The 23,752-nt window shown below is 72.7% G+C and carries 19 protein-coding genes and 1 riboswitch; of the genes, 8 read left to right on the top strand and 11 right to left on the bottom strand.

The window, feature by feature from the left end; translation table 11 throughout:
• Positions 1-12: 12 nt before the first annotated feature.
• The 5 genes from ACF088_RS20275 to ACF088_RS20295 form a co-directional block, all read right to left on the bottom strand.
• Complete coding sequence (locus ACF088_RS20275; protein WP_392377146.1) at positions 13-1,779, bottom strand: ABC transporter ATP-binding protein; 1,767 nt, start codon at positions 1,777-1,779, stop codon at positions 13-15.
• Positions 1,776-3,077 carry a CbiQ family ECF transporter T component gene (locus tag ACF088_RS20280; protein WP_392377147.1) on the bottom strand — a complete coding sequence of 434 codons (1,302 nt, stop codon included), beginning with the start codon at positions 3,075-3,077 and terminating at the stop codon, positions 1,776-1,778. Before ACF088_RS20280 ends, ACF088_RS20275 begins: the two co-directional genes overlap by 4 nt.
• Positions 3,074-3,763, bottom strand: coding sequence for an SCO2322 family protein (locus ACF088_RS20285; RefSeq protein WP_392377148.1), 690 nt, complete (start codon positions 3,761-3,763; stop codon positions 3,074-3,076). Before ACF088_RS20285 ends, ACF088_RS20280 begins: the two co-directional genes overlap by 4 nt.
• On the bottom strand, positions 3,763-5,082 hold the full coding sequence (locus tag ACF088_RS20290) for a prenyltransferase/squalene oxidase repeat-containing protein (RefSeq protein WP_392377149.1): 1,320 nt from the start codon (positions 5,080-5,082) through the stop codon (positions 3,763-3,765). Before ACF088_RS20290 ends, ACF088_RS20285 begins: the two co-directional genes overlap by 1 nt.
• Positions 5,083-5,269: 187 nt before the next feature.
• Positions 5,270-5,373: riboswitch (cobalamin riboswitch) on the bottom strand.
• Positions 5,374-5,649: 276 nt separating this feature from the next.
• Positions 5,650-6,693 (bottom strand): MBL fold metallo-hydrolase, encoded by a 1,044-nt coding sequence (locus ACF088_RS20295; RefSeq protein ID WP_392377150.1) that lies wholly within the window; start codon positions 6,691-6,693, stop codon positions 5,650-5,652.
• 347 nt (positions 6,694-7,040) lie between these two features.
• Here ACF088_RS20295 and ACF088_RS20300 point away from each other — a divergent pair, with 347 nt between their 5' ends.
• On the top strand, positions 7,041-8,492 hold the full coding sequence (locus tag ACF088_RS20300; protein ID WP_392377151.1) for an aldehyde dehydrogenase: 1,452 nt from the start codon (positions 7,041-7,043) through the stop codon (positions 8,490-8,492).
• Entirely contained in the window at positions 8,492-8,725 is a 234-nt protein-coding gene (locus tag ACF088_RS20305) for a ferredoxin (RefSeq protein WP_392377152.1), read from the top strand. Before ACF088_RS20300 ends, ACF088_RS20305 begins: the two co-directional genes overlap by 1 nt.
• A gap of 111 nt (positions 8,726-8,836) precedes the next feature.
• Here the strand turns inward: ACF088_RS20305 and ACF088_RS20310 are convergent, their stop codons facing one another.
• Positions 8,837-9,487, bottom strand: coding sequence for a TetR family transcriptional regulator (locus ACF088_RS20310; protein ID WP_392377153.1), 651 nt, complete (start codon positions 9,485-9,487; stop codon positions 8,837-8,839).
• A gap of 239 nt (positions 9,488-9,726) precedes the next feature.
• On the opposite strand from ACF088_RS20310, the gene ACF088_RS20315 reads away from it, so the two are divergent.
• The 4 genes from ACF088_RS20315 to ACF088_RS20330 all read left to right on the top strand — a co-directional run bounded on the left by ACF088_RS20315 (position 9,727) and on the right by ACF088_RS20330 (position 14,123).
• A complete protein-coding gene (locus tag ACF088_RS20315) occupies positions 9,727-11,139 on the top strand; it encodes a glycosyltransferase family 4 protein (RefSeq protein WP_392377154.1) in 1,413 nt (470 codons plus the stop codon).
• A gap of 70 nt (positions 11,140-11,209) precedes the next feature.
• Positions 11,210-12,142 carry a methyltransferase domain-containing protein gene (locus ACF088_RS20320; RefSeq protein ID WP_392377155.1) on the top strand — a complete coding sequence of 311 codons (933 nt, stop codon included), beginning with the start codon at positions 11,210-11,212 and terminating at the stop codon, positions 12,140-12,142.
• On the top strand, positions 12,139-13,221 hold the full coding sequence (locus ACF088_RS20325) for a prenyltransferase/squalene oxidase repeat-containing protein (RefSeq protein WP_392377156.1): 1,083 nt from the start codon (positions 12,139-12,141) through the stop codon (positions 13,219-13,221). The genes ACF088_RS20320 and ACF088_RS20325 overlap by 4 nt, the downstream gene beginning before the upstream one ends.
• Positions 13,222-13,319: 98 nt before the next feature.
• Complete coding sequence (locus ACF088_RS20330) at positions 13,320-14,123, top strand: maleylpyruvate isomerase family mycothiol-dependent enzyme (protein ID WP_392377157.1); 804 nt, start codon at positions 13,320-13,322, stop codon at positions 14,121-14,123.
• Positions 14,124-14,137: 14 nt separating this feature from the next.
• On the opposite strand, the gene ACF088_RS20335 is transcribed toward ACF088_RS20330, so the two are convergent.
• From ACF088_RS20335 to ACF088_RS20355, 5 genes are all read right to left on the bottom strand, one after another.
• Positions 14,138-15,148 (bottom strand): LLM class F420-dependent oxidoreductase, encoded by a 1,011-nt coding sequence (locus ACF088_RS20335; protein ID WP_392377158.1) that lies wholly within the window; start codon positions 15,146-15,148, stop codon positions 14,138-14,140.
• 211 nt (positions 15,149-15,359) lie between these two features.
• Positions 15,360-16,229: a hypothetical protein gene (locus tag ACF088_RS20340; protein ID WP_392377159.1), complete on the bottom strand. Its 870-nt coding sequence runs from the start codon at positions 16,227-16,229 to the stop codon at positions 15,360-15,362.
• Positions 16,230-16,427: 198 nt separating this feature from the next.
• Positions 16,428-17,345, bottom strand: coding sequence for an N-acetylmuramoyl-L-alanine amidase (locus ACF088_RS20345; RefSeq protein ID WP_392377160.1), 918 nt, complete (start codon positions 17,343-17,345; stop codon positions 16,428-16,430).
• A gap of 19 nt (positions 17,346-17,364) precedes the next feature.
• Complete coding sequence (locus ACF088_RS20350; RefSeq protein ID WP_392377161.1) at positions 17,365-18,024, bottom strand: class I SAM-dependent methyltransferase; 660 nt, start codon at positions 18,022-18,024, stop codon at positions 17,365-17,367.
• A 719-nt stretch (positions 18,025-18,743) separates the two neighbouring features.
• Positions 18,744-19,289 (bottom strand): amidase, encoded by a 546-nt coding sequence (locus ACF088_RS20355; RefSeq protein ID WP_392377162.1) that lies wholly within the window; start codon positions 19,287-19,289, stop codon positions 18,744-18,746.
• A gap of 332 nt (positions 19,290-19,621) precedes the next feature.
• On the opposite strand from ACF088_RS20355, the gene ACF088_RS20360 reads away from it, so the two are divergent.
• Together ACF088_RS20360 and ACF088_RS20365 are read left to right on the top strand one after the other, a co-directional pair.
• Positions 19,622-21,808, top strand: a complete 2,187-nt coding sequence (locus ACF088_RS20360; RefSeq protein ID WP_392377163.1) for an acyl-CoA dehydrogenase — start codon at positions 19,622-19,624, stop codon at positions 21,806-21,808.
• A gap of 175 nt (positions 21,809-21,983) precedes the next feature.
• The gene (locus tag ACF088_RS20365) at positions 21,984-23,177 is read left to right on the top strand and encodes a lipid-transfer protein (RefSeq protein ID WP_392377164.1); all 1,194 of its coding nucleotides are present in this window, start codon (positions 21,984-21,986) and stop codon (positions 23,175-23,177) included.
• The last annotated feature ends 575 nt before the right edge of the window (positions 23,178-23,752 follow it).

Raw genomic sequence — 23,752 nt, forward strand, 5'->3', positions numbered from 1 at the left:
CAGGGCGTGCGCTCACGCGGTGGCCTCCAGGGCGTGCGCCACCTGAGGAACGGTCAGCCAGGGCAGCGGGGAAAGCACCTTGGCGACCTGCGGTGCGAAGGAAGGAGAGGAGACCACGACCTCATCGGTGGGGCCGTCGGCGACGATCTCACCGTCGGCCAGGAGGACGACCCGGTGGGCCAGCTCGGCGGCGAGTTCCACGTCATGGGTGGCCAGGACGATGGCATGGCCCTCGGCGGCCAGTGTGCGCAGCACCTCGATCAGACGGGCCTTGGCGGCGTAGTCCAGACCACGGGTGGGCTCGTCGAGCAGGAGCAGCGGAGGGCGGGCGGTCAGCACGATGGCCAGGGCCAGGGCGAGCCGTTGGCCCTCGGACAGATCGCGGGGATGGACGGAGTCGGGGACGTCCGGCAGCAGCCGGGTGACCAGGGCCCGGCAGCTGCCGTCGGCGGCGCCCGCGTCCTGGTCGGCCGCGGTGCACTCGGCCGCGACGGTGTCGGCGTACAGGAGGTCCCGAGGCTCCTGGGGGACGAGGCCGGCATGCCGCAGGAGGTCACGCGGGCTGGTGCGGTGCGGGGTGACGCCACCGACCCGCACCGTCCCGGAGAACGGTGGGTGCATACCGACGAGGGTGGTGAGCAGAGTGGACTTCCCCGCGCCGTTCCGGCCCATCAAGGCCAGCATCTCGCCGCCCCGCACGGTCAGATCCACCCGGTGCAGCGCCTCGGTCCGTCCCCGGCGGACACTGAGCCCGGAGACGACCGCGGCGGCACCGGCCGGGGAGCCCGCCGCAGCCGTGGGGGCCGACACCGCCGGCGTGCCCCCGAGGCCCCTGCCTGTGCCTGTACCCGTGCTCCCGCCCGTACCCGTGCTCCCGCTTGTGCCCGTACCCGTACCCGTGCTCCCGCCTGTGCCCGTGCTCATGCCCGTGCCCGTTCGGGTCTCCGGCGCTGCCGGCCTGACTCCTGCCAGCCGCTCGCGCAGCGGAGCGGCCTTCCGGCGGGCATCGCGTACGGACAGCGGGAGGGGTGACCAGCGGGCCAGGCGGCCCAGGGCCACCACCGGGGGGTGGACGGGGGAGACGGCCATGATGTCGGCGGGGGCGCCGATGACCGGGGGAGCGCCGGGGGAGGGGAGCAGGATGACCTGGTCGGCGTACTGGACCACCCGCTCCAGGCGGTGTTCGGCCAGCAGGACCGTGGTGCCGAGGTCGTGGACCAGGCGTTGGAGGACGGCGAGGACCTCTTCGGCGGCGGCGGGGTCGAGTGCCGACGTCGGTTCGTCGAGGACGAGGACCTTGGGGTGGGTGGTGAGGACCGAGCCGATCGCCACCCGCTGCAGCTGGCCGCCCGAGAGGGTGGCCAGGGCGCGGTCGCGCAGCTCGGCCAGGCCCAGCAGGTCCAGGGTCTCCTCGACCCGGCGGCGCATCACGTCGGGCGCGAGGCCGAGCGACTCCATCCCGTAGGCGAGTTCGTCCTCGACGGTGTCGGTGACGAAGTGCGCCCGCGGGTCCTGGCCCACGGTGCCGACGACATCGGCCAGTTCACGCGGTTTATGGGTGCGGGTGTCCCGTCCGTCGACGCTGACCCGGCCGCGCAGGGTGCCGCCGGTGAAGTGTGGGACAAGGCCGCACACGGCGTTCAGGACAGTGGACTTGCCGACGCCGGAAGGGCCGACCAGGAGACAGAGTTCGCCCTCGGGGACGGTCAGGTCGACGCCCTGGACGGCGGGCGCCGCGGCGTCCCCGTAGGTGACCGAGACCTGCTCGAACCGGATCACTGGGTGGGCTCCTTCGCGTGCGGATCGACATCGGGGGCACGGCCACGGGACGCCGCCCCGTCTGCCCTGCTTGCCCTGTTTGCTCTGCTTGTCCTGGCGGTTCGGCCCGCCCCGTCCGCCCGGCCCGCCTGGTCCGCCCGGCCCGCCTGGTCCGCTCCGTCCGCCCGGTCCGCTCCGTCCGCCCGGTCCGCCCGGTCCGCCCGGTCCGTCCGGCCCGTGCCCGGCGGGAGCGGGGCGACGAACGCGGGCAGCAGCCCCACGAGAACGGAGGCGGCCGGCCAGAGGGGGAGGACGGGGGCGGTGAGCGGGACGGCGGCCGGGTGGAGGGCGGCGGGTGCGTAGTCGTTCGCCCAGATCATCAGGGCGGCGACGGCGATGCCGGAGCCCGCGACCAGCCAGGCGCGGGCGCCCCACCGGTCGGGCCGGTAGCGGCTGCGCACCGACCGCCGGCCGCCGAGCCACAGCCCGGCGAGCGCTGCCGCCAGTCCGGCGAGCAGCAGCGGCAGCCCGTAGCCGCCGCCGGTGTCGCCCAGCAGCCCGTACGTCCCGGCGCAGCTGCCGAGCAGCCCGCCGAGAGTGAGGACGGAGGTGAGGTGCCGTACCGCGGGCGGCACCTCGGCGCTACGGCCGTAGCCGCGCGCGTCCATGGCCGCGGCCAGCGCCACCGAGCGCTCCAGCGCGCCCTCCAGAACCGGCATCCCGACCTGGAGGAGCGCCCGGAACCCGCGGTCGGGGCGGCCGCGCAGCCGGCGCGCGGCACGCAGCCGCTGGACATCGGCGACCAGGTTCGGCGCAAAGGTCATCGCGACGACGACCGCGACGCCCGCCTCGTAGAGCGCGCCCGGCAGCGACTTCAGCAGTCGGGCAGGGTTGGCCAGTGCATTGGCGGCGCCCACACAGATGAGGAGGGTGGCCAGTTTCAGCCCGTCGTACAGCGCGAAGACCATGCCCTCGGCGGTGACCCGGCCGCCGATCCGGACGCCCTTCGCCCAGTCGGGCAGCGGCACTTCGGGCAGTGTGACCAGGGTGTGCGTACCGGGGATCGGCGAGCCGAGGACGAAGGCGAAGAGCAGCCGGATGGCGATCACGACCAGCCCGAGCTTGACGAACGCACCGTACGAACGGGACCACGGCGCCTCCGTACGGCGGGCCGCGACCACATAGCCGGCCACCCCCACCAGCAGCCCCAGCAGCAGGGGATTGGTGGTGCGGGAGGCCGCGGTGGCCAGACCGAGTGCCCACAGCCACCAGGCGCCGGCGTGCAGCGCGGTGGTGCGGGTCGCCTGCGGGGCGCTCATCCGCGTCGGCGGCGCGCCTGCCACACCGCCGCCGCGCCCAGTACGACGACGGCCGCGACCCCGCCGACCAGCCCGGCGGACGGGCCCCCGTCGCCCCCGCCGTTCGCGTCGCCTCCGCTGCCCGCATCGCCTCCGTCCGCCGCGCCCGAAGACGGCGCAGCGGACGACGCGGGCTCCTTCGCCCCCTCCACCTGGTCCGCGCACCCCGACTTCGGGTAGCCGGCGATGGCGCACAGCAGGGCGCCGGAGTCGTAGCGCAGCGGCCGGGCTACCGCCGCCAGCGCCTCGCCCGCCGAGGCGTCCTCCGGCACCTGGGCACACTCCGCCCTGGCCTTGGGCGGCCGCTCCCCGCGGGGCGCAGCCGTCGCGGTGCCGAAGTCGATGACGATGCCGACCCGCTTGCGGCCGTCCTTCGCGGGGGTGCCGTGGCAGATCGCGTCGAAGTCGGCGGAGGCGCGGGGCTTGCCGGCCGCGGCGGAGTCGGCGCTGACGGCGAAGCGGAAGCCCTCCACCGCGCCGTCGGCCGGCCGCAGCGTGGCCGGCCCTTCGGTGGCGTACGCCCAGGAGCTGCCCTTGCCGTGCCAGAAGGACCAGTAGCGGTACTCCTGTGCCTGGGCGGGCCCGGCGGCCAGGCCGGTGACCGCACCGGCCAGCAGCACGGCTCCGGCGATCCTGGTACGCCCCATCAGAGCTGCTTCTTCTTACGGCTGCTCAGCAGGAAACCGATTCCGGCACCGATGGCGAGTCCGATGCCGATGATCCACACCAGGCCGAAGCCGCCGCCCTTGGAGTCGTCGGCGTCCTTGCCGTCCTTGCCGTCCTTCGTCGCCGCGGCGGCCGGCTCGGGTCCGGTGGCGTTGAGCGCGGACACCAGATCGGTGCCGCCGAAGGAGCGCGGGTCGGTGCCGGTGGCGTGCGCGGCCAGCACCAGCTGGGCGTACGCGGCGGGGCCGTTCTGCCTGGCCCAGCCCGCCGCGTTCTTCTCCAGCCACTTCAGCGGCTGCGCGGCGGCGGTGGTGTGTGCGCCGGCCGCCAGCGCCACCACGGTGTCGGCGGTGTTGCCGACATCGGGCTGCTTCTCTGCGCCCGGCATCGCGGAGAGCAGATGCTGCCCGTTCTTGTCGAGCTGGGCGACGAGGTAGCCGGCGCCGCCCTCCGCGGCCTGTGCCGGATCGCCGCTGCCCGCCTTCTTGCCGTCGCCGTCCTTGCAGCTCAGCGGCTTGATGGGGGTGTCCGCGCCCTTGCCGGACGGCTCGACGACAAAGCCCTTGCCGAGCGCCCCGGTCGCGGCGGCCGCGGTGGCGTCCGCGTTCGGGGCCGCCCCCTTGAGCTGGAAGGTGAACGCGCCGCGCGCGTCCTCCTTCGCCTCGCAGTCCAGCCGGAAGGTGAGCAGCGCGTCGTAGGGGGTCTTGCCGCCCTTCTTCGACGTCACGGACTGCGGCTTCTCACCCGCCGCCGCGAGCGCGCCGATGACCACGGAAGTGGAGTTGGCATCGCCGGCCGAGCCGGCCATCGAGCTCCAGCCGCCGTCGTCGTTCTGCACCGACTTCAGCCAGCTCACGGCCTTCTGCACGGTGTCGCCGTGCCCGCCCAGCGCGGCCAGCGCCTGCACCGCGGCGGCCGTCTGGTTGGTGTCCCGCAGGGTCTTGGCGTCGCAGGGTTTGCCCGGCTCGGCCCGGAAGGCGGCGAACGAGCCGTCGGCGCACTGCTGTCCGGCCAGCCACTTCACGGCGGACGCCGCGGGGCGTATGCCCACGGTGTCCTGGGCCAGCAGCGCGAGGGATTGCCGCCAGACCCCGTCGTACTGCGGGTCCTTGGTGCCGTACAGCCCGCCGGGCAGCTTCTTGGGGGACGCGGACGCGGAGTCGGAGTCGGCGTACGCGGCGGGGGCAGCGGCCGCGCCCAGCACCGCCACGGCCGCCAGCGCCGTGGCGGCGCGGCGCGCCAGGAAGGCGACGGAATGCGGCAAAGGGGCCTGGTGAGCCATGGAAGCCATGGGGGCCATCGGGTCGGTGCCTCTCGGTCGGGTCGCGGCGATGCTACGCAGCCGCGCTCGGCCGGCCACTCGCGCGCCGATGCATACATCGGCCGCGGTGGCACCGGGCTCAGCTCCGTATACCTCGACGGTGCCGCGCACCGGCCGTCCGCACGGGCAGGCGGTTCGGTGGCGGGAGCCTTGGTCGTGCCCTGTCGGGTGCTCCGGCTCGTACGGTCCGCCACGCCGGGCCAGGGGCACGGTGCGGACGGGGCCGTCCTCACGGTTGCGGGTCAGCGCCGGATTTCCACCGGCTTCCCCCGATCGGGTACGGATGAAGTTGTCCCGCACACCTTAACCGGCGCCCGCCCGGCCATTCGCTCGCCCGTACGAACCGGTCCCGCGCCGGGGAGCGCCGGGAGCGGAGGGGCGGCGGGAAGGGCGAGAACCGGCCGTACGCCGGGCCGGGCGCCCCCGGCCGTGGCCCGCGATGCCCCTGCCCTTGCCCTTGCCCCTGCCCTTGCCCTGCCCTTGCCCCTGAGCCTGCCCTTGCCCCTGAGCCCGCCCGCCCCCGCCCCGCCCCTGAGCCCGTCGCCCTCACACCGCCTGGTACCGCGCCGGACCGGACCCCGGCACCCGCTCCGCCTGCCCCTGTTTCACCAGACGGCGCAGATGGGCCTCGGCCTCCGAGACGGCGATGTTGCGGGAGGCGTAAGGGATCTGCTCCCAGGGGCGGTTCCACTCCATGGCCGTGGCGAGCTGCCAGGGGGTACGGGGTTCGCGGAGCAGCGCCCGCAGTTGGCGGAGCCGTGCCTCGTGGTGCGCGATGAGCTCGCGTACGCGTCCGCCGGCGTCGGTGAAAGCGTGCTGGTGGGCGGGCAGCACCTCGGCGGGGGCGAGCCTGCCGACGCGTTCGAGGGAGTCGAGATAGTCGCCCAGGGGGTCGGGGACGGTGGTTTCCTCCGGGTCCTCGTACAGGCCGATGTGCGGGGTGATGCCGGGGAGGAGGTGGTCGCCGGAGAAGAGCCGGCCGAAGCCGCCGGCCCGCCCCGAGGGGTGCTCCTCCTCCAGATGGAGGCACACATGACCCGGGGTGTGCCCCGGTGTCCAGATGGCGCGCACCCGGCGCCCCGGCAGGTCGAGCAGCTCACCGGGGCCGATGTCGCGGTCGGGCAGTGCGGCCCCCTGCCCGGGCGGCTTCCGGCCGCGGCCTTGCGCGCGCGCCTCCCGCAACGGCGCCAGGTGCTCGTCGGGCGCGCCCGCCGTCACGAGCCTGGCGGTCAGGTGGTCGAGCCACCGGCCCGGTTCGGCCTCGCGGGTGCGGCGGACCACGGCGGTGTCCGCGGCATGCATCGCGATCCATGCGCCGGAGGCCTCCCGCACCTTGGCCGAGAGCCCGTGGTGGTCGGGGTGATGGTGGGTGATCAGGACGCCGTGGAGGTCGGCGGGAGCGAAGCCGCAGGCGCTGAGGCCGGCGACGAGCGTCTCCCAGGAGTCCGGGTCGTCCCAGCCGGTGTCGATGAGCACCGGCCCGCGGTCGGTCTCCAGGAGATGGACGAGGGTGTGGCCGAGCGGGTTGTCCGGGATGGGGACGGCGATGCTCCACACCCCGCCCTTGTGGTCGGTCACCTGTGGCGTCATCCCGGTCCCCTCTCGGTATGCCGTACACCCGGTACCCGGCCTCACTATAACTAGAACTGGTTTCAATATGGCTGCCATGTGACGCGAAGTGTCCCCTCGTTTTCTCGCGAAGTGACCAGTGCTGCTCCAGGAGTTGGTATTCGGCCCCGCGCCGTGGACTCCTCCCACTAGAACTGGTATCAGTTCCTGGGCGGTGGGCAGTTCGGGTACAGCAACGGAAGAACTCCCGGCGGGCAGCCGCGAACCGTCCGGATCCAGGAGCCCCAGGAACCCCGGAGAGCAACCAGCACCCCCGGAATCCGTCAGGGATCGTCGAACAGGCGGCCAACCCGCAGGAGGCGGCAGCGATGAGCGACCTCGTCGAGCACGGAAAGCTCTACATAGGCGGTGAGTGGGCCGATCCGGCCGGCCGGGACGTGATCGAGGTCGTCTCGCCCCACACCGAACAGGTCATCGGCCGGGTGCCGCACGCCTCCCGGGCCGATGTCGACCGTGCGGTGGCCGCGGCCCGTACGTCCTTCGAGTCCGGGGTGTGGGCGAATGCCCCGCTGGCGGACCGGATCGCCGTGGTGACCCGGATCAAGGACGCCTTCGCGGCCCGCAGCGAGGAGATCGCCAAGGTCATCAGCTCCGAGAACGGCACGCCCGTCACCTCCGGTGTCATGGTGCAGTCGCTGGCCGCGATGCTGGCATGGGACGCGGCGCTGACGGTGGCCCGGGACTTCCCGTTCGAGGAGCGGCGGGACGGGGTACTGGGGCCGCTGCTGGTGCGGCGGGAGCCGGCCGGGGTGGTCGCTGCCGTGGTGCCGTGGAACGTCCCGCAGTTCACCGCCGCCGCCAAGCTCGCACCGGCGCTGCTGGCCGGCTGCTCGGTGGTGCTGAAGGTGTCCCCGGAGACCCCGTTGGACGCGTATCTCCTCGCGGAGATCGCGACGGAGGCCGGGCTGCCGCGGGGCGTGCTGTCGATCCTCCCGGCCGACCGCGAGGTGAGCGAGTACCTGGTCGGGCACCCCGGCGTGGACAAGGTGTCGTTCACCGGATCGGTGGCGGCGGGCAAGCGGGTCATGGAGGTCGCGGCCCGGAATCTCAGCCGGGTCACGCTGGAACTGGGCGGGAAGTCCGCGGCGGTGATCCTGCCGGACGCGGATCTGGACGCCGCGGTGGCCGGCATCGTGCCGTTCGCCTGGATGATCAACGGCCAGGCGTGTGTGGCCCAGACGCGGATCCTCGCCCCGCGCAGCCACTACGACGAGATCGCCGAACGGTTCACCGCGGCGGCGTCCGCGCTCACCGTCGGCGACCCGCTGGATCCGGCCACCGAACTCGGCCCGCTGGTCGCCCGCCGCCAGCAGCAGCGCTCGCTGGACTACATCGAGCTCGGCCGGAAGGAAGGCGCCGAGCTCCTCACCGGCGGCGGCCGGCCGCCGGGGCAGCCGACGGGCTGGTATGTCGAGCCGACCCTCTTCGGTGAGGTCGCCAACTCCATGCGGATCGCCCGTGAAGAGATCTTCGGCCCGGTCATCTGCCTGCTGCCGTACGACGACGAGGCCGAGGCGGTACGGATCGCCAACGACTCCGACTACGGGCTCTCCGGCTCCGTCTGGACGGCCGACACCGACCACGGCATCGACCTCGCACGGCAGGTGCGCACCGGTACCTACTCGGTGAACACCTTCAGCATCGACATGCTCGGCCCGTTCGGCGGCTACAAGAACTCCGGCATCGGGCGGGAGTTCGGGCCGGAGGGCTTCGGTGCCTACCTGGAGCACAAGATGATCCATCTGCCGGCCGGTGCCTGATGGGGGACCGCTGGCGGGTGGAGGTGGACCGCGGTGTCTGCATCGGGTCCGGGATGTGTGCCGCCGTGGCACCGGACGGCTTCCGGCTGGACTCGGCCCGGCAGTCGCACCCGGTGGAGCCGGAGGCGGCTGCCGGTGAGGGCGTGCTGGCGGCGGCCGAGGGGTGCCCCGTGGAGGCGATCACCCTGACCGTGGCCGGCAGCGGGGAGGCGGTCTTCCCGCCGGAGGAGTGAGCGGCCCGGGGTGAGGCGAGGGGGAGCGGCGGCCCGTAGGGGGTGGGGGTGGCGGTCCCGTAGGGGTGCGGAAGGCCCCCTACGGGCCAACTACCCAGGTGGCGGGTGGGGTTAACGCTCTGTGGCAGGCGCGTCGGGTGCGTCGGGGGCGGTGAGGTCGATCAGCCGGCACACCGTTTCGATGTCTATCTTCACCTGGGCGATCGAGGCCCGCCCCGACAGCCAGGTGATCAGTGCCGAGTGCCAGGTGTGCTCGATGACCCGGACCGCGGAGAGCTGTTCGGGGGTGGCCGGGCCGTCCAGTCCCATCGCGTCGAGGATGATCGCGGTGGTCAGCCGGGAGACGGTGTCGACCTCGGGGCTGACGGAACGGTCGGCGAAGGTCAGTGCGCGCACCATCGCGTCCGCGAGATGCGGTTCGCGCTGCAGTGCGCGAAAGGCACGCATCAGGGTCTGGGCGACCCGGGCGCCCGGGTCCTGCTCCGACGGCGGGCGCTTGCGCAGCGTTTCGTGCATGTGCTGGAGCTGGTCCTGCATGGTGGCGACCAGCAGATGCACCTTGGAGGGGAAGTAGCGGTAGAGGGTGCCGAGCGCGACGCCCGAGGACTCGGCGACCTCGCGCATCTGCACGGCGTCGAAGCCACCACGGGACGCCAGCTTGGCGCTGGTGTGCAGGATGCGGCGGCGCCGGGCCTCCTGACGCTCGGTCAGGGGAGGACTCGCGGGAAGGGTCGGTCTGGCCGCCTTGGATTCCGTAGTCATATTTCCCATTCCGTGGCATTCCGTCCGCGATGCGGTGAGTGCCGGTGGTGTGCTCGGCACAGCATGGCAGGGGGGCGGGTGGTGGCGCGAATCACCTGGTGCGGCTCTTTTCGCCTCGTTCTCGGCCGGTAGATTCGAAGCTGGTTGAACTGATGAGTAGCCAATCAGTTCTGAAACTTGTTCTAGATTACCGCCAGCGGTTACGCTCCGGCGAAAGTCCAGTGAGAAGGGGGCCGAGCGTGACCGCAGAGGCCGTCCAGGCAGCCGCGCCTCGCCCCGCAGAGGCCTCCCCGGCCTCCGCCCCGTCGAACGGTGAGCGTCCCCTGCGCATTGCGATGCTCACGTATAAGGGGAACCCGTTCTGCGGCGGCCAGGGTGTCTATGTACGCCACCTCTCGCGCGAACTGGCCCGCCTCGGCCACACCGTCGAGGTCATCGGCGCCCAGCCCTACCCCGTCCTGGACGAGGGGGTGCCCCTGACCGAACTGCCCAGCCTGGACCTCTACCGCCAGCCCGACCCGTTCCGCACGCCGAAGCGCGGCGAGTACCGCGACTGGATCGACGCGATCGAGGTCGGCACGATGTGGACCGGCGGGTTCCCCGAGCCGCTGACCTTCTCCCTGCGGGCCCGGCGCCATCTGGCCGCCCGCCGCGGCCGGTTCGATGTCGTCCACGACAACCAGACCCTCGGCTACGGCCTGCTCGGCGGGCCCGGTGCCCTCGGCGCCCCGCTGGTCACCACCATCCACCACCCCATCACCGTCGACCGGCGGCTCGATCTCCAAGCCGCCGACAACTGGCGGCGCCGCGCCTCCGTCCGCCGCTGGTACGGCTTCACCCGCATGCAGAAGCGCGTCGCCCGGCGGCTGCCGTCGGTGCTGACCGTCTCCGGCTCCTCCCGCCAGGAGATCGTCGACGACCTCGGGGTGTCCGCCGACCGGATCCATGTGGTCCATATCGGCGCCGACACCGACCTGTTCTCGCCAGATGCCTCGGTCCCCGAGGTGCCGGGCCGGATCGTCACCACCTCCAGCGCGGACGTGCCTCTCAAGGGCCTGATCCACCTGGTCGAGGCGCTCGCCAAGGTGCGCACCGAGAACCCCGACGCGCATCTGGTGGTCGTCGGCAAGCGCGCCGACGACGGGCCGGTCGCCGCCGCCATCGAACGGCTCGGGCTGTCCGGCGCCATCGAATTTGTCAAGGGCATCACCGACGGCGAACTCGTCGATCTGGTCCGCAGCGCCCAGATCGCCTGTGTCCCCTCCCTCTACGAGGGTTTCTCGCTGCCCGCGGCCGAAGCGATGGCCACCGGCACCCCGCTGCTGGCGACCACCGGCGGCGCCATCCCGGAGGTCGCCGGGCCGGACGGCGAGACCTGCCTCGCGGTGCCGCCGGGCGACGCCGGTGCGCTGGCGGGCGGACTGCTCCGGCTGCTGGGCGACGAGACCCTGCGCCGCCGGCTCGGCGCGGCCGGCCGGGAGCGGGTACTGGCCCGCTTCACCTGGCGCCAGGCCGCCCTCGGCACCGCCGAGCGCTACCGCGAGGCCATCGCCCTCCAGGGCGGCCGGGACGCCGCCCGTGCCTCCTTGCGGGCCACGTCCGACCGGACCGCAGGCGCCGCGCCCGCGCCGAGCACCGCCGGACACGTCTAGCGGCCCGACCGGTCCCGCCCTCTTTCCGCAGCCACCACCGCCACCAACCGCCGGACGAAAGCAGAACGCCGTGCTGACCGTCGACTTTTCCCGTTTCCCGCTCGCCCCGGGCGACCGCGTGCTCGACCTGGGGTGCGGCGCCGGCCGGCATGCCTTCGAGTGCTACCGGCGCGGCGCGCAGGTCGTCGCCCTCGACCAGAACGGCGAGGAGATCCGCGAGGTCGCCAAGTGGTTCGCCGCGATGGAGGAGGCGGGCGAGGCCCCGGCCGGCGCCTCCGCCACCGCCATGGAAGGCGATGCGCTGAACCTGCCGTTCCCCGACGACAGCTTCGACGTCGTGATCATCTCCGAGGTCATGGAGCACATCCCGGACGACAAGGGGGTGCTCGCCGAGATGGTCCGGGTGCTGCGCCCCGGCGGCCGGATCGCCGTCACCGTCCCGCGCTACGGCCCCGAGAAGGTGTGCTGGGCGCTCAGCGACGCCTACCACGAGGTCGAGGGCGGCCATATCCGCATCTACCGCGGCGACGAACTGCTCGGCAGGATGCGGGAGGCCGGACTGGAGCCGTACGGCACCCACCATGCGCATGGGCTGCACAGCCCCTACTGGTGGCTCAAGTGCGCCTTCGGGGTGGACAACGACAAGGCGCTGCCGGTGCAGGCGTACCACAAGCTGCTGGTCTGGGACATCATGAAGAAGCCGCTGGCCACCCGGCTCGCCGAGCGGGCGCTCAACCCCGTCATCGGCAAGAGCTTCGTCGTCTACGCGACCAAGCCGCACCTTCCCGGGACGGCCGCCGCGGCCACCGAACCGGCAGTCGCATCCTCCGAACCGGCCCGGAAGCCCGCCGAAAACGCCACGTCCGGTGCCAGGCCCGCCGCCACGTCCGGTGCCAAGCCCGGCGCCAAGGCTCCTGCCAAGTCCGCCTCCAGGGCTGCCACCTCCAGGGCTGCCACCTCCAAGGCTTCCGCCGCCAAGAACTCCACCGGGGCCGCCAAGTGACAAGTCCCGGGCGTACCGAACGGCTCGTCCTGCCGGGGGTGCTCACCGCCGAAGAGGCGGCCCGCACGGTGGCCGGCATCCTCGCGGCCCAGCGGTCGGACGGTGCGATCCCCTGGTTCCGGGGCCACCACCTCGATCCGTGGGACCACACCGAGGCCGCCATGGCCCTGGACGCGGCCGGCGAACACGAGCGCGCCGAGGCGGCGTACGACTGGCTGATACGGCATCAGAACCCGGACGGCTCCTGGTACGCGGCCTACGCCGACGGTGACGCCGAGGAGCCCACCGACCGCGGCCGGGAGACCAACTTCTGCGCCTATATCGCGGTCGGCGTCTGGCACCACTACCTGTCCACCGGCGACGAGACCTTCCTCGACCGCATGTGGCCCGCGGTCCACTCGGCGATCGAGTACGTCCTGGAGCTCCAGCAGCCCGGCGGCGAGATCGGCTGGAAGCGCGAGGACGACGGCACACCCGTCAACGACGCGCTGCTGACCGGCTCGTCCTCCATATACCAGGCGCTGCGCTGTGCGCTCGCCCTCGCCGAACAGCGCGAGGAGCCGCAGCCCGACTGGGAGCTGGCGGTCGGCAGCCTCGGCCATGCGATACGCAGCCACCCCGAGCGGTTCCTCGACAAGGCCCGCTACTCCATGGACTGGTACTACCCGATCCTGGGCGGCGCGGTCCGCGGTGCGGCGGCCAGGGAGCGGATCGACGCGGAGTGGGAGCGCTTCGTCGTGCCCGGCCTGGGCGTGCGCTGTGTACTGCCCAACCCCTGGGTCACCGGCGGGGAGAGCGCGGAACTGGCGCTCGCGCTGTGGGCGATGGGGGAGTCCGAGCGGGCCGTACAGATCCTCAAGTGGATGCAGCACCTCCGCGCCGAGGACGGCATGTACTGGACCGGTTACGTCTTCGACGACGACGCCATCTGGCCCCGCGAACTCACCTCCTGGACGGCCGGTTCGCTGCTGCTCGCGGTGGCCGCCCTGGGCGGCGACGAGGCCACCACCTCGGTCTTCGGGGGCGAGTGGCTGCCGACGGGGCTCGATCCGGACTGCTGCCGGCAGCCGGGCCGGTAGGACGCTTCCGTAGGACGCGCCCGTAGGACGAGCCGTCCTACGGGCGCGCCTCGGAAAAGGGAGCGCGGCAGGGGGGAGGGCGCACTACTGTGCGCCGCATGACACTCCAAGGATCCCTCACTCACGAGGAATACTGCGCCCAACTCCTCGCCGAGACCGACGCATTCCGGCAGCTCGTGCGGACAGCCGACCTCTCGGCGACCGTGCCGACCTGCCCCGACTGGACGCTGGCCGATCTCGCCCGGCATGTGGGCGGTGCGCACCGCTGGGCCGGCACGATCGTCGCCACCCGGGCCTCGAAGAGCGTCGAGCCGGCGGACGTCCCCGAGGGCGCCGGGCCCGAGGGCGAGGACGCGGCGGCGCTGGACGCCTGGCTGGCGGCGGGCGCCGAGCAGACCGTGGCCGCGCTGCGGGAGGCCGGTCCCGATACGGAGGTCTGGAGCTGGACGACGGCGCGGAACACGGGGTTCTGGGCCCGCCGGATGACCCATGAGACGGTCGTCCACCGGGCCGATGCGGCGCTCACCGCCGGTGTCCCCTTCGACGTCCCCGCGCCGGTCGCCGCGGACTGTCTGGAGGAGTGGCTGCAGATCGGCGAACTGCCGATGGTGGTGGCCCGCTTCGCCGAGCGCGGCACGCAGCTGCTCGGCCCCGGCCGGACGATTCATGTCCACGCCACCGACGCCCCGCCCGGGCTGGAGGCCGAGTGGCTGCTCGACCTCACGGGCGAGGAACCCACCCACCGCCGCACCCACGAGAAGGCGGCGGTCGCGCTGCGCGGCCCCCTCGTCGACGTGCTCCAGGTCCTCTACCGCCGCTTGCCCGCCGACAGCGACCGGGTCGAGGTGCTGGGCGAGCGCGCCCTGCTCGACCAGTGGCTGACGTGGGCGTCCTTCGGGTGAACGACCGGCCGGGGTCAGGAGTTCAGTTCGGCCAGCACCCGTAGCGTGTGCGGGTCCGGGGCGGTGACCAGCAGGTCGGTGACCGGGCCCGCGCGCCACCACTCCAGCCGCTCGGCGATCCGTTCCCGCGGACCGACCAGGGAGATCTCGTCGGCGAAGGCGTCCGGCACGGCGTGGACGGCCTCCTCCTTACGGCCTTCGAGGAAGAGCCGCTGCACCCGCCGGGCCTCCTCCTCGAACCCCATCCGCGCCATCAGGTCCGCGTGGAAGTTCTTGGCGGCGTGGCCCATCCCGCCGATGTAGAAGCCGAGCATGGCCTTCACCGGCAGCAGCCCCTCGGCGAGGTCGTCGCAGACCACGGCGCGGGCCATCGGGGCGACCAGGAAGCCCTCCGGTGCGTCGGCGAGCGAGGCCCGGTAGACGTCGGGGCGCTGCGGTGACCAGTACAGCGGCAGCCAGCCGTCCGCGATCCGGGTGGTCTGGGCGATGTTCTTGGGGCCCTCGGCGCCGAGCAGGAGCGGAATGCCCGCCCGGAGCGGGTGGGTGATGGGCTTGAGCGGTTTGCCGAGGCCGGTGCCGTCCGCACCGCGGTAGGGGTGCGGGTGGAAGAGCCCGTCCGAGGCCACCGGACCCTCGCGGCGCAGGACTTGGCGGATCACGTCCACATATTCGCGGGTGGCGGTCAGCGGGCTCTTGGGGAACGGCCGTCCGTACCACCCCTCGACGACCTGCGGTCCGGAGAGCCCCAGGCCCAGCAGCAGGCGTCCGCCGGAGAGATGGTCGAGGGTGAGGGCGTGCATCGCGGTGGCGGTGGGGGTGCGGGCCGCCATCTGCGCGATACCGGTGCCCAGCTTGATACGGGAGGTGTGGGCGGCGATCCAGGTGAGCGCGGTGAAGGCGTCCGACCCCCAGGCCTCCGCGGTCCACACCGAGTCGTACCCCAGCCGCTCGGCCTCGCGGGCGAGTTCGAGGTGCCGGGGGTCGGGGCCGCGGCCCCAGTAGCCCAGTGCCAGACCCAGTCGCATGCCGATCGCCCCTCCCGGACGCGGTGACCGCCCTGTGCTGACGGTATGTCAGATACCGTGCGTCCGGCGACTGTACGGTCCGGTCGCGGACATGGCAACGGCGGCACGGCAACGGCCGCACGGCAACGGCCGCACGGCAACGGCCCCCCGCCCGTGCGGGCGAGGGGCCGTGCAGGCGAGGGGCCGCCGAAGGACCGCTGGGTGCCCGGTGTCAGCCGCGCTGGATACCGGTGGTGTCCTGCAGTACGCCGCGGCGGCCGTCCTGGGTCTGGGCGATCAGGGCCTGGCCGCGCTGCTCCACCGCGAGGTACCAGGTGCCGGGCGCCAGTTCGGCGATCGGCGCCGGCGAACCGTCCTCGCCGTACAGCGGGCGGGCGACGGGCACCGCGAACCAGAACGGTGCGAAGTCCGTGGGGGCGCCGGCCGCAGGGGTGGCCCCTGCGGGGGCGGCTGCCGCCTGGCCGCCGGCCGTGGCGTCGGCCGGTGCCTGCTGGCCGTAGGGCTGGCCGGGCTGGGGCTGCTGCTGGCCGCCCGGGTAGCCGTAGCCGTGGCCCGCCTGCTGCTGGGCGCCGGGGTAGCCGTAACCCGGGTTGGGGCCCGCACCGTACGGGGCGGGCTGCGGCTTGGGGGCGCCGACCAGCGCGACCTTGAGCGCCGGGACGAGCGGGCCGGCGACGGAGCCGCCGGCCAGGATCAGGGCGGCGATCAGGCCGAGGATCAGGCCTGCTCCGGCGCTGGCGAAGGAGATGATGGTCCACAGCGCCGTCCAGGCCGCGAAGACGGTGAGGGCGACACCGAACTGGCCGAGGTCGAGGCCGGCCACCTTGCGCGGCTGCGACTGCGGCAGCGTCCGGTTGACGATGACGATCGCCGCACCGATCACTCCGGCCAGGTACACGCTCATGAGAAGGCCCAGCGACTGCCAGGCGTTGATGCCGGAGGAGTCCTGGGCTTCGCAGTACTTGGCGAGCGCGCCGGAGCAGTCCGGAGCACCGGTGAGATCGAGGAACGAGGCGATGAACAGCAACACCGCTGCTCCGATCACCACGCCGTCGCCTCGAGTGAGGGAGCGGATGTTCACGTAAGGGTCCTTTGTCGGTTTCGGGGTCCGGTCGTCGCTGTCGCGGTGCGCAGTGCGAGGCACGGCGGTGGCCACCCATCGTAAAGGGGAACCTGTCGCCGAATCCTGCGGGCTGCCTTGTTCGTTTCCCCGCACTATCGGCGCGGAGTACCGGATCCGGTATCGGGTGGGTTTCGGGGTCGCGGGCCGGCGGTCCGGTCAGTGCGTCAAGAAGTCCGTAATGCCCTCGGTGATCCCGCGGGCCGCTTTTTGCCGCCACTGGGCGTCGGTGAATTGCGCGGCGTCCTTGGGGTCGCGCATATTGCCGCACTCGATGAAGACCTTCGGCACCGTGGAGAGGTTGAGGCCGCCGAGATCGGAGCGCACGTCGAGCCCGGTGCCGTGACCGATGTAATTGGAGGGTGCGCTTCCGGTATCCGCGCGGAACCGGCCGGCCAGCCGTTCGCCCAGCTTTCGCGAGGGCGCCACGATCGGGGCGGTGCCGGCCGGACCGGCCGTCACGCGGGCGGGGAGGATGACATGGAAGCCGCGGTTGCCGGCGCCCGAACCGTCGGCGTGGATCGAGAGCGCGGCATCGGCGTGCTGTGCGTTCCCGATATCGGCGCGCTCGTCCACGCACGGCCCGTACCGGCGGTCGCCGTCCTGGGTGAACACGACCTTGGCGCCCGCGTCCCTCAGGAGGGTGCGGGCGCGGCGGGCGACGTCGAGGGTGAAGGACGCCTCGGCGTAACCGTCGTTGGTGGAGGTGCCGGTGGTGTCGCACTCCTTGTGGCCGTTGCCGATGTCCACCTGCCGGGCGATCTCCCGGCCGTGCTCGCGGTTGTGCGGATTGTGGCCGGGGTCGATCACCACGACCTTGCCCTTGAGGCTGCCGTGCGGACCACGGTGCGTGCCGGGGTCACCGTCCCGGGAGCCCTGACCGCCGTCCTTGCCGCCCGGGCCGTGGCTGCCGACGCCGTGTCCGGATATGCCGCCGGTCCGCGGCGGTTCGCCGCCGGTACCCGGCGACCGCCAGACCAGCCAGGCCCCCACGCCGACGACCACCACGGCGGCCACCACGACGAGGAGGGTGCCGCGCAGGCGGCGGTGCGGAGGAGGAGTACTGCCGTTCGACACGTCGGCGATCGTAGCCCGCTCAGATGCCGGCCCCGGTGCGCCGCAGTACGTGCAGCGACCGGTGGGCCGAGATCTCGGTGAACGCGCCGGACTCCAGGGCCCTGCGGTAGATGCGGTACGGGGCCTGGCCGCCGTCCGCCGGGTCCGCGAAGACGTCGTGGATGACCAGCAGCCCGTCGGGGGCGAGATGCGGCGCCCAGCCTTCGTAGTCGGCCGTGGCGTGCTCGTCGGTGTGCCCGCCGTCTATGAAGACCAGGCCCACCGGCGCCTGCCAGACGGCCGCGGCCTGCGGGGAGCGCCCCACCAGGGCGATCACCTGGTCCTCCAGGCCCGCGGCGTGCAGGGTGCGGCGGAAGGCGGGCAGGGTGTCCATCCGGCCGACCTCGGGGTCGACGACGGTCGGATCGTGGTACTCCCAGCCGGGCTGCTGCTCCTCGCTGCCCCGGTGGTGGTCGACGGTGACGACCACCACCCCGGCGGCGCGGGCGGCGTCCGCGAGCAGGATCGTGGACCGGCCGCAGTAGGTGCCGACCTCCACCAGCGGCAGCCCGAGCGCCGCCGCCTTTGCCGCCGCCTCGTACAGCGCGAGGCCCTCGTCCACGGGCATGAAGCCCTTCGCCGCCTCGAACGCGGCGAGGATCTCCGGCTGCGGAGCGGTCGGAGCCGTGGGAGCGGACATGAGCTGCCTCCTGATGGTGCGGTCAGGGCTTCATCGTGCCGTACCGGTCGCGGCGGGCGAGGTGCGGGTCGCCCTTCCGGTCATTCGGATATCGGAACGGCGTCCCGCTTTCCGTGCGTCGGACAAACTGGCTGTTCCTGTCTGTTCCGGCCGGGTTCCCGTCGTGTTCCCGCCGGGTTCCGCTGGAGTCCCCTCGGGATTCCGCCGGTTTCCTGTCCGTTCCCGACGTTTTATCGCCGGTCCTTTCCCTGATGCCCGAAAGCGTCGAATGCGCGACGGGGAACCGGTGCGGAGGGAATGGCGGCTCGCGGCATCCTGCGAAGACGCGTACCGGAATTCACCGGACCGATTCCTGTGCGCCTCTCCGTCGTTCCCCGGGGAATCCCGGACGGGCCGGCGGGGGCGGACCGCGCCGCCGCGGCCCCGGCGGACCGTGCCGATGTGCGGATGCTTGCGGAGCCGGTCGGCGAAGGCGTCGGCCGTGTGATCGGGCAGGGACACCGACAGGACCGCGGCTGTCCCTGCCGATGAGGACGGTGCCGAAGCGCCGGCCTCGGCGGACGGCGAAGGTGAGGTCCTCGACCTGCTCGGTGAAGGTCCGCTTCCGGCACCCGGCGTGGTCGCAGCAGAGCAGAAGAAGCGCCGGACCTCAAGGGCGATCGCGGTCGCCTGGCGGTGGTCAGAAGGCAGGCCGGCGGCCGCGGACGGGGCTGACCTCCTCAAGCCGTTCCGCGAGGTCGAGGAGGAGAGCGTCGGCCCACCACCGGCTCACCAGTAGGCGAGAGGCCGCTTGCGATGGCCGCCGATTCACCGCCGCTGGAGCCTCCGGGGGTGCGCTGCGGGTCGTAGGGGTTCAGGGATCTGCCCGTCAGGCGGTTGTCCGTCTCGGTCCAGTAGGACATCTCCGGCAGGTTCGTCTTGGCCGGCAAAATGCCGCCGGCCCGGCGAAGACGGGCCACCGAGGTGGCATCGCTCTCGGGTACCCGGTCGGCGAAGAGCCTCGACCCCCGGGTGGTACGGACCCCCGCCGTGTCGAAGGAGTCCTTGACCGTGAAGGGAACTCCGCCGAGCGGGCCGCTTGCCGGTCGGGCAGCGGCTTGCAGAGCCTGCTCACCGAGCACGGTCACGAAAGCGTTCACCCGGTCGCCGACAGCCGCGATCCGGTCGAGGTGGGCAGCCACTACCTCGACGGCACTCACCGTGCCCTCGGAGATCAGACGGGCCAGATGGATCGCGTCCTGCCATACCAGGTCGCCGGGTTCCATAGAACACTGCCTTCCGCAACGGACTTCTCAGCTTGCCGGTGCGCGCGCTGCTGCAGCCCCGAAACATACGCGCGGCGGCGCAGGCGGTCTGACTCCGGCGTCCGCTCACCCACCGGTGCGGCCGACCGAGAATCGGGGAACGCCCACTTCCGCTCAGCCTGTGCAGGCCGTCCCGCAACCGCTGCTGCGGTCATGGATGCCGGGGCCGGCAGGGAGCGGGGCGCGCCCGGAGACGGTGCTGCCCGCACGGTCGGCCCGAGGCGTGGCCCGGGGCCGAGCCCGCCGCATTCCTGACCTTCCATCAGAATGAAACGTGTTCTAGTCTGCCTCGTATGGGCATCGGAATCACAGCAGAGCACCGTGACCTGGCCGAGGCGGCGGGGGGCTGGGCCGCGCGGGCCGTGCCGCCCGAAGCGGTGCGCAAGCTGCTCGACACCGCACCCGGACCGCAGGGGCGTCCCCCTTACTGGGGCCGGCTCGCAGCCCAGGGTCTGCTCGGGCTCCACCTCCCCGAGGCCGACGGCGGCGGTGGCGGTGAACTGCTCGACCTCGCCGTCGTGCTGGAGGAACTGGGCCGCGCCGCGCTCCCCGGCCCCTACCTGCCCACCACCCTCGCCGCCGAGCTGCTGCACCGCGGCGGCGGTCACCGGCCCCTGGTACGCGCCCTGGCCGACGGGGAGCGCATCGCCGCCGTCGCCCTGGGCCCCGGCGCCCTCACCGCCACGGCGCACGCCGGCGGCTACGTCCTGGACGGCACCGCGCCCCCGGTCCTGGCCGGTGCCGATGCGGATCTGCTCGTGCTGGCCGCGCAGACCTCCACGGACACCGTCTGGCTCGCCGTCGACGCCGGGACGCTGACCGTACGCGTCCAGGAGAGCGCCGATCCGACCCGGCCGACCGCCGAGGTGAGCGCGGACGCCGTTCCGGTGCCCGGCGACCGGCTGCTGGCCATCGACAGCGACCTCGTCCGCGACACCGCCGGGGTGCTGTTCGCCGCCGAGAGCTGCGGAACGGCCGCCTGGTCGCTGCACACCGCCGTGGAACACGCCAAGGTACGCGAGCAGTTCGGCCGTCCGATCGGCCAGTTCCAGGCGGTCAAACACCTCTGCGCCGACATGCTCGTCCGCTGCGAGCAGGCCCGCGCCCTGGTCTGGGACGCGGCCCGCGCGCTGCACGAGCCTCCCGAGGTCCGCGCGCTGGTCGCGGCGCTGGCCACCGCGACCGCCCTGGACGCCTCGTTCAGCTGCACCAAGGACTGCATCCAGGTGCTCGGCGGCATCGGCTTCACCTGGGAACACGACGCCCATCTCCAGCTGCGGCGGGCGACCGTGGCCCGCCAGCTGCTCGGCAGCGGCGACACCCACCGGCTGCGCGCCGCCGGCCACGCCGCCGCCGGTGCCCGGCGCGCGCTGCACCTGGAACTCCCGGCCGAGGCACAGGAGTACCGGGCCGCGGCCCGCACCGTCGTCGACGGCGTACGCGGCCTCGATCCCGCGGCCGTACGCCGTGCACTCGCCCCCGCCGGCTATGCCGCGCCGCACCTCCCCGAGCCCTACGGACTGGGCGCCGGCCCCGTGCAGCAGCTGGCGATCCAGCAGGAGTTGGCCGCCGCCGGCGTGAGCATCAGCGATCTGGGCATCGCGACCTGGGTGGTCCCCTCGCTGATCGCCCACGGTACCCAGGAGCAGCAGGAGCGCTATCTGCTGCCGTCGCTGCGCGGTGATCTGCTGTGGTGCCAACTGTTCTCCGAGCCCGAGGCCGGTTCGGACCTGGCCTCCCTGCGCACCCGCGCCGAGCGGACGGACGACGGCGGCTGGCGGATCAACGGCCAGAAGGTGTGGACCTCGGCCGCACAGGGGGCGAGCCACGGCATCCTGCTCGCGCGCACCGACCCGGAGGCTCCCAAGCGCAAGGGGCTGACCTTCTTCGTCGTCGATATGAAGACCCCCGGCATCGGCATCCGTCCGCTGAAGGAGATCACCGGCGACGCCCTCTTCCACGAGGTCTACTTCGACGAGGTGCTGCTGCCGGCCGACGCGGTGGTCGGCGAGGTCGACGACGGCTGGAAGGTCGCCCGTACCACCCTGGACAACGAACGCGTCCACATGGCCGACCAGCTGACCTTCGACACCGGCCTGGAGGCGCTGCTCGACCGCGCCGCGGGGCTGGACGCGGCGGTGCGGGCGAAGGTGGGCGCACTGGCCGCCGAGGCGCACGCCCTGGGCTGCATCGGGCTGCGCACCACGCTCCAGCAGGTATCGGGCCTGGAGCCGGGGGCGGGCGCCAGTATCCGCAAGCTGGTGCAGACCCCGCACCAGCAGAAGGTCGCCGAGCTGGCGCTGGAGCTGCTCGGACCGGACGGCGCGGTGCGTGAAGGGGCCGGCGAACGGGCGCTGCACGGCTTCTTGTTGTCGCGCTGTCTGACCATCGCCGGCGGCACCACCCAGGTGCAGTTGAACGTCGTCGCGGAGCGGCTGCTCGGCCTGCCCCGGGACCCGGAGCCCCGCCCGCTGATCTGAGATCCGACTTCCCTGATCTCCCTGATCTGCCTGATCTCCCCCTTGATCTGCCCTCTGTTCTGGCTCCCCTTGATCCGAATGCCCCTTGATCCGAATGCCCTGATCTGAATGCCCTGATCCGATCTGAATGCCCGGATCCGATTCCTCGGATCCGGCCACTTCCAGGAGGACATGCATGGCTGGCAAGGCGTACCTCGTCGGCGTCGGGATGACGAAGTTCGAGAAGCCCGAGACCCGCGAATGGCAGTACTGGGATATGGCGAAGGAAGCTGGTTCCAAGGCGCTCGCCGATGCCGGGATCGGCTACGAGGCGGTCGAGCAGCTACCGGTCGGCTTCTGCTACCAGGCCTCGACGGCAGGCCAGCGCGCCGCCTACGAACTGGGCCTGACCGGCATCCCGGTCTACAACGTCAACAACAACTGCGCGACCGCCTCGACCGCGCTGATGATGGCGCGCCAGTTCGTCGAGGCCGGCATCAATGACTGTGTCATGGCGCTCGGCTTCGAGAAGATGAAGCGGGGCGCGCTGGGCGGCGGCGCGGACAGCGGCGATTTCCGGACCTCGCCGGTGGCCCGCCATTACGGGGTGATGGCCGCTGCCCACGGTTTCGAGATGACTCCGCCCACCGCCCAGATCTTCGGCAACGCGGCCCGCGAACACATGGAGCGCCACGGCACCACCGCCGGACAGCTCGCCGCGGTCGGCGCCAAGAACCACCGGCACTCCGCCCACAACCCCCACGCCCAGTTCCAGGACGTCTACACCGTCGAGGAGATCCTCGCCGCCAGGACCATTCACCGGCCGCTGACCAAGCTGCAGTGCTCTCCGACCTCCGATGGTGCGGCCGCGGCCGTGGTCGCCTCCGAGCGGTTCGTCCGCGAACACGGCCTGGCCGGCCGGGCGGTGGAGATCGTGGCGCAGGCCATGACGACCGACACCGAGGAGAGCTTCTCCTCCGGTTCCTGTATCGATGCCGTCGGCAAGCCCATGACCCGGGCCGCGGCCCGGCAGGTGTTCGCGGCCTCCGGTCTCGGCATCGAGGACGTCGACGTCATCGAGCTGCACGACTGCTTCTCCATCAATGAGCTGCTGACGTACGAGGCCCTGGGCATGTGCGCGGACGGGGAGTCGGGGAAGCTCGTCGCCGACGGTGCCACGACCTACGGCGGCCGCTGGGTGGTCAATCCGTCCGGTGGTCTGATCTCCAAGGGGCATCCGCTGGGCGCGACGGGGCTGGCGCAGACCGCCGAGCTGGTCTGGCAGCTCCGCGGCACGGCGGGCGAACGGCAGGTCCCCGGTGCCCGGGTGGGCCTGGCACACAACATCGGGCTGGGCGGTGCCGCGGTGGTGACCTTGCTGCGCAGGTGATCTTTGTGAGCACGTCGATGCGTGAGTGCATCGATGTGAGCGCGTCAGTGTGAGTGCGTCGATGTGAGCGTGTCAGTGTGAGTGCGTTGATGTGAGCTCGTCGATCCGCGTGGCCCACCGGAGACGCGTGGCCCACCCGAGACGCGTGGCCCACCCGATCCGCGTGGCCCACCGGAGACGCGTGGCCCACCCGAGACGCGTGGCCCACCCGATCCGCGTGGCCCACCCGAGACGCGTGATCCGCCCGGTCCGCGTGATCCACCCCATCCGCGCCGTAGCGGTAATCGAGCCAATTTTATGGGTAGTTGGCTCGCTGGGGGCCCTCCCGCCCCCTAGGGGCCCGCCCCTACGGCCCCGGCCTCCCACGTCCCGCCCCCCCCGCGGCCCCACCCCTACGCCCACCCCTACGCCCACGCCTACGCCCGCCCCTGCGCTCTCCCCCTCGGCCGCGCCCGCCCTCCCGCGCCCTCCGTCCGCCGGCCTAGGCACTGTTTCTCGGATCATGTTCGGAGCCAGATCATGAGGGTCGCGACCGTGATGGTTCCGAGGTAGACGTAGGCGCGTTTCTCGTAGCG

Origin of the sequence: Streptomyces sp. NPDC015125, from assembly GCF_043080045.1 — a bacterium.
Taxonomy (GTDB): domain Bacteria; phylum Actinomycetota; class Actinomycetes; order Streptomycetales; family Streptomycetaceae; genus Streptomyces.

Excerpts from the sequence above, each read along its gene's own strand:
- ACF088_RS20280 (WP_392377147.1), bottom strand. The coding sequence starts at position 3,077 with ATGAGCGCCCCGCAGGCGACCCGCACCACCGCGCTGCACGCCGGCGCC.
- ACF088_RS20285 (WP_392377148.1), bottom strand. The coding sequence starts at position 3,763 with ATGGGGCGTACCAGGATCGCCGGAGCCGTGCTGCTGGCCGGTGCGGTC.
- ACF088_RS20290 (WP_392377149.1), bottom strand. The coding sequence starts at position 5,082 with ATGGCCCCCATGGCTTCCATGGCTCACCAGGCCCCTTTGCCGCATTCC.
- ACF088_RS20295 (WP_392377150.1), bottom strand. The coding sequence starts at position 6,693 with ATGACGCCACAGGTGACCGACCACAAGGGCGGGGTGTGGAGCATCGCC.
- ACF088_RS20300 (WP_392377151.1), top strand. The coding sequence starts at position 7,041 with ATGAGCGACCTCGTCGAGCACGGAAAGCTCTACATAGGCGGTGAGTGG.
- ACF088_RS20305 (WP_392377152.1), top strand. The coding sequence starts at position 8,492 with ATGGGGGACCGCTGGCGGGTGGAGGTGGACCGCGGTGTCTGCATCGGG.
- ACF088_RS20310 (WP_392377153.1), bottom strand. The coding sequence starts at position 9,487 with ATGACTACGGAATCCAAGGCGGCCAGACCGACCCTTCCCGCGAGTCCT.
- ACF088_RS20330 (WP_392377157.1), top strand. The coding sequence starts at position 13,320 with ATGACACTCCAAGGATCCCTCACTCACGAGGAATACTGCGCCCAACTC.
- ACF088_RS20335 (WP_392377158.1), bottom strand. The coding sequence starts at position 15,148 with ATGCGACTGGGTCTGGCACTGGGCTACTGGGGCCGCGGCCCCGACCCC.
- ACF088_RS20350 (WP_392377161.1), bottom strand. The coding sequence starts at position 18,024 with ATGTCCGCTCCCACGGCTCCGACCGCTCCGCAGCCGGAGATCCTCGCC.
- ACF088_RS20355 (WP_392377162.1), bottom strand. The coding sequence starts at position 19,289 with ATGGAACCCGGCGACCTGGTATGGCAGGACGCGATCCATCTGGCCCGT.
- ACF088_RS20360 (WP_392377163.1), top strand. The coding sequence starts at position 19,622 with ATGGGCATCGGAATCACAGCAGAGCACCGTGACCTGGCCGAGGCGGCG.
- ACF088_RS20365 (WP_392377164.1), top strand. The coding sequence starts at position 21,984 with ATGGCTGGCAAGGCGTACCTCGTCGGCGTCGGGATGACGAAGTTCGAG.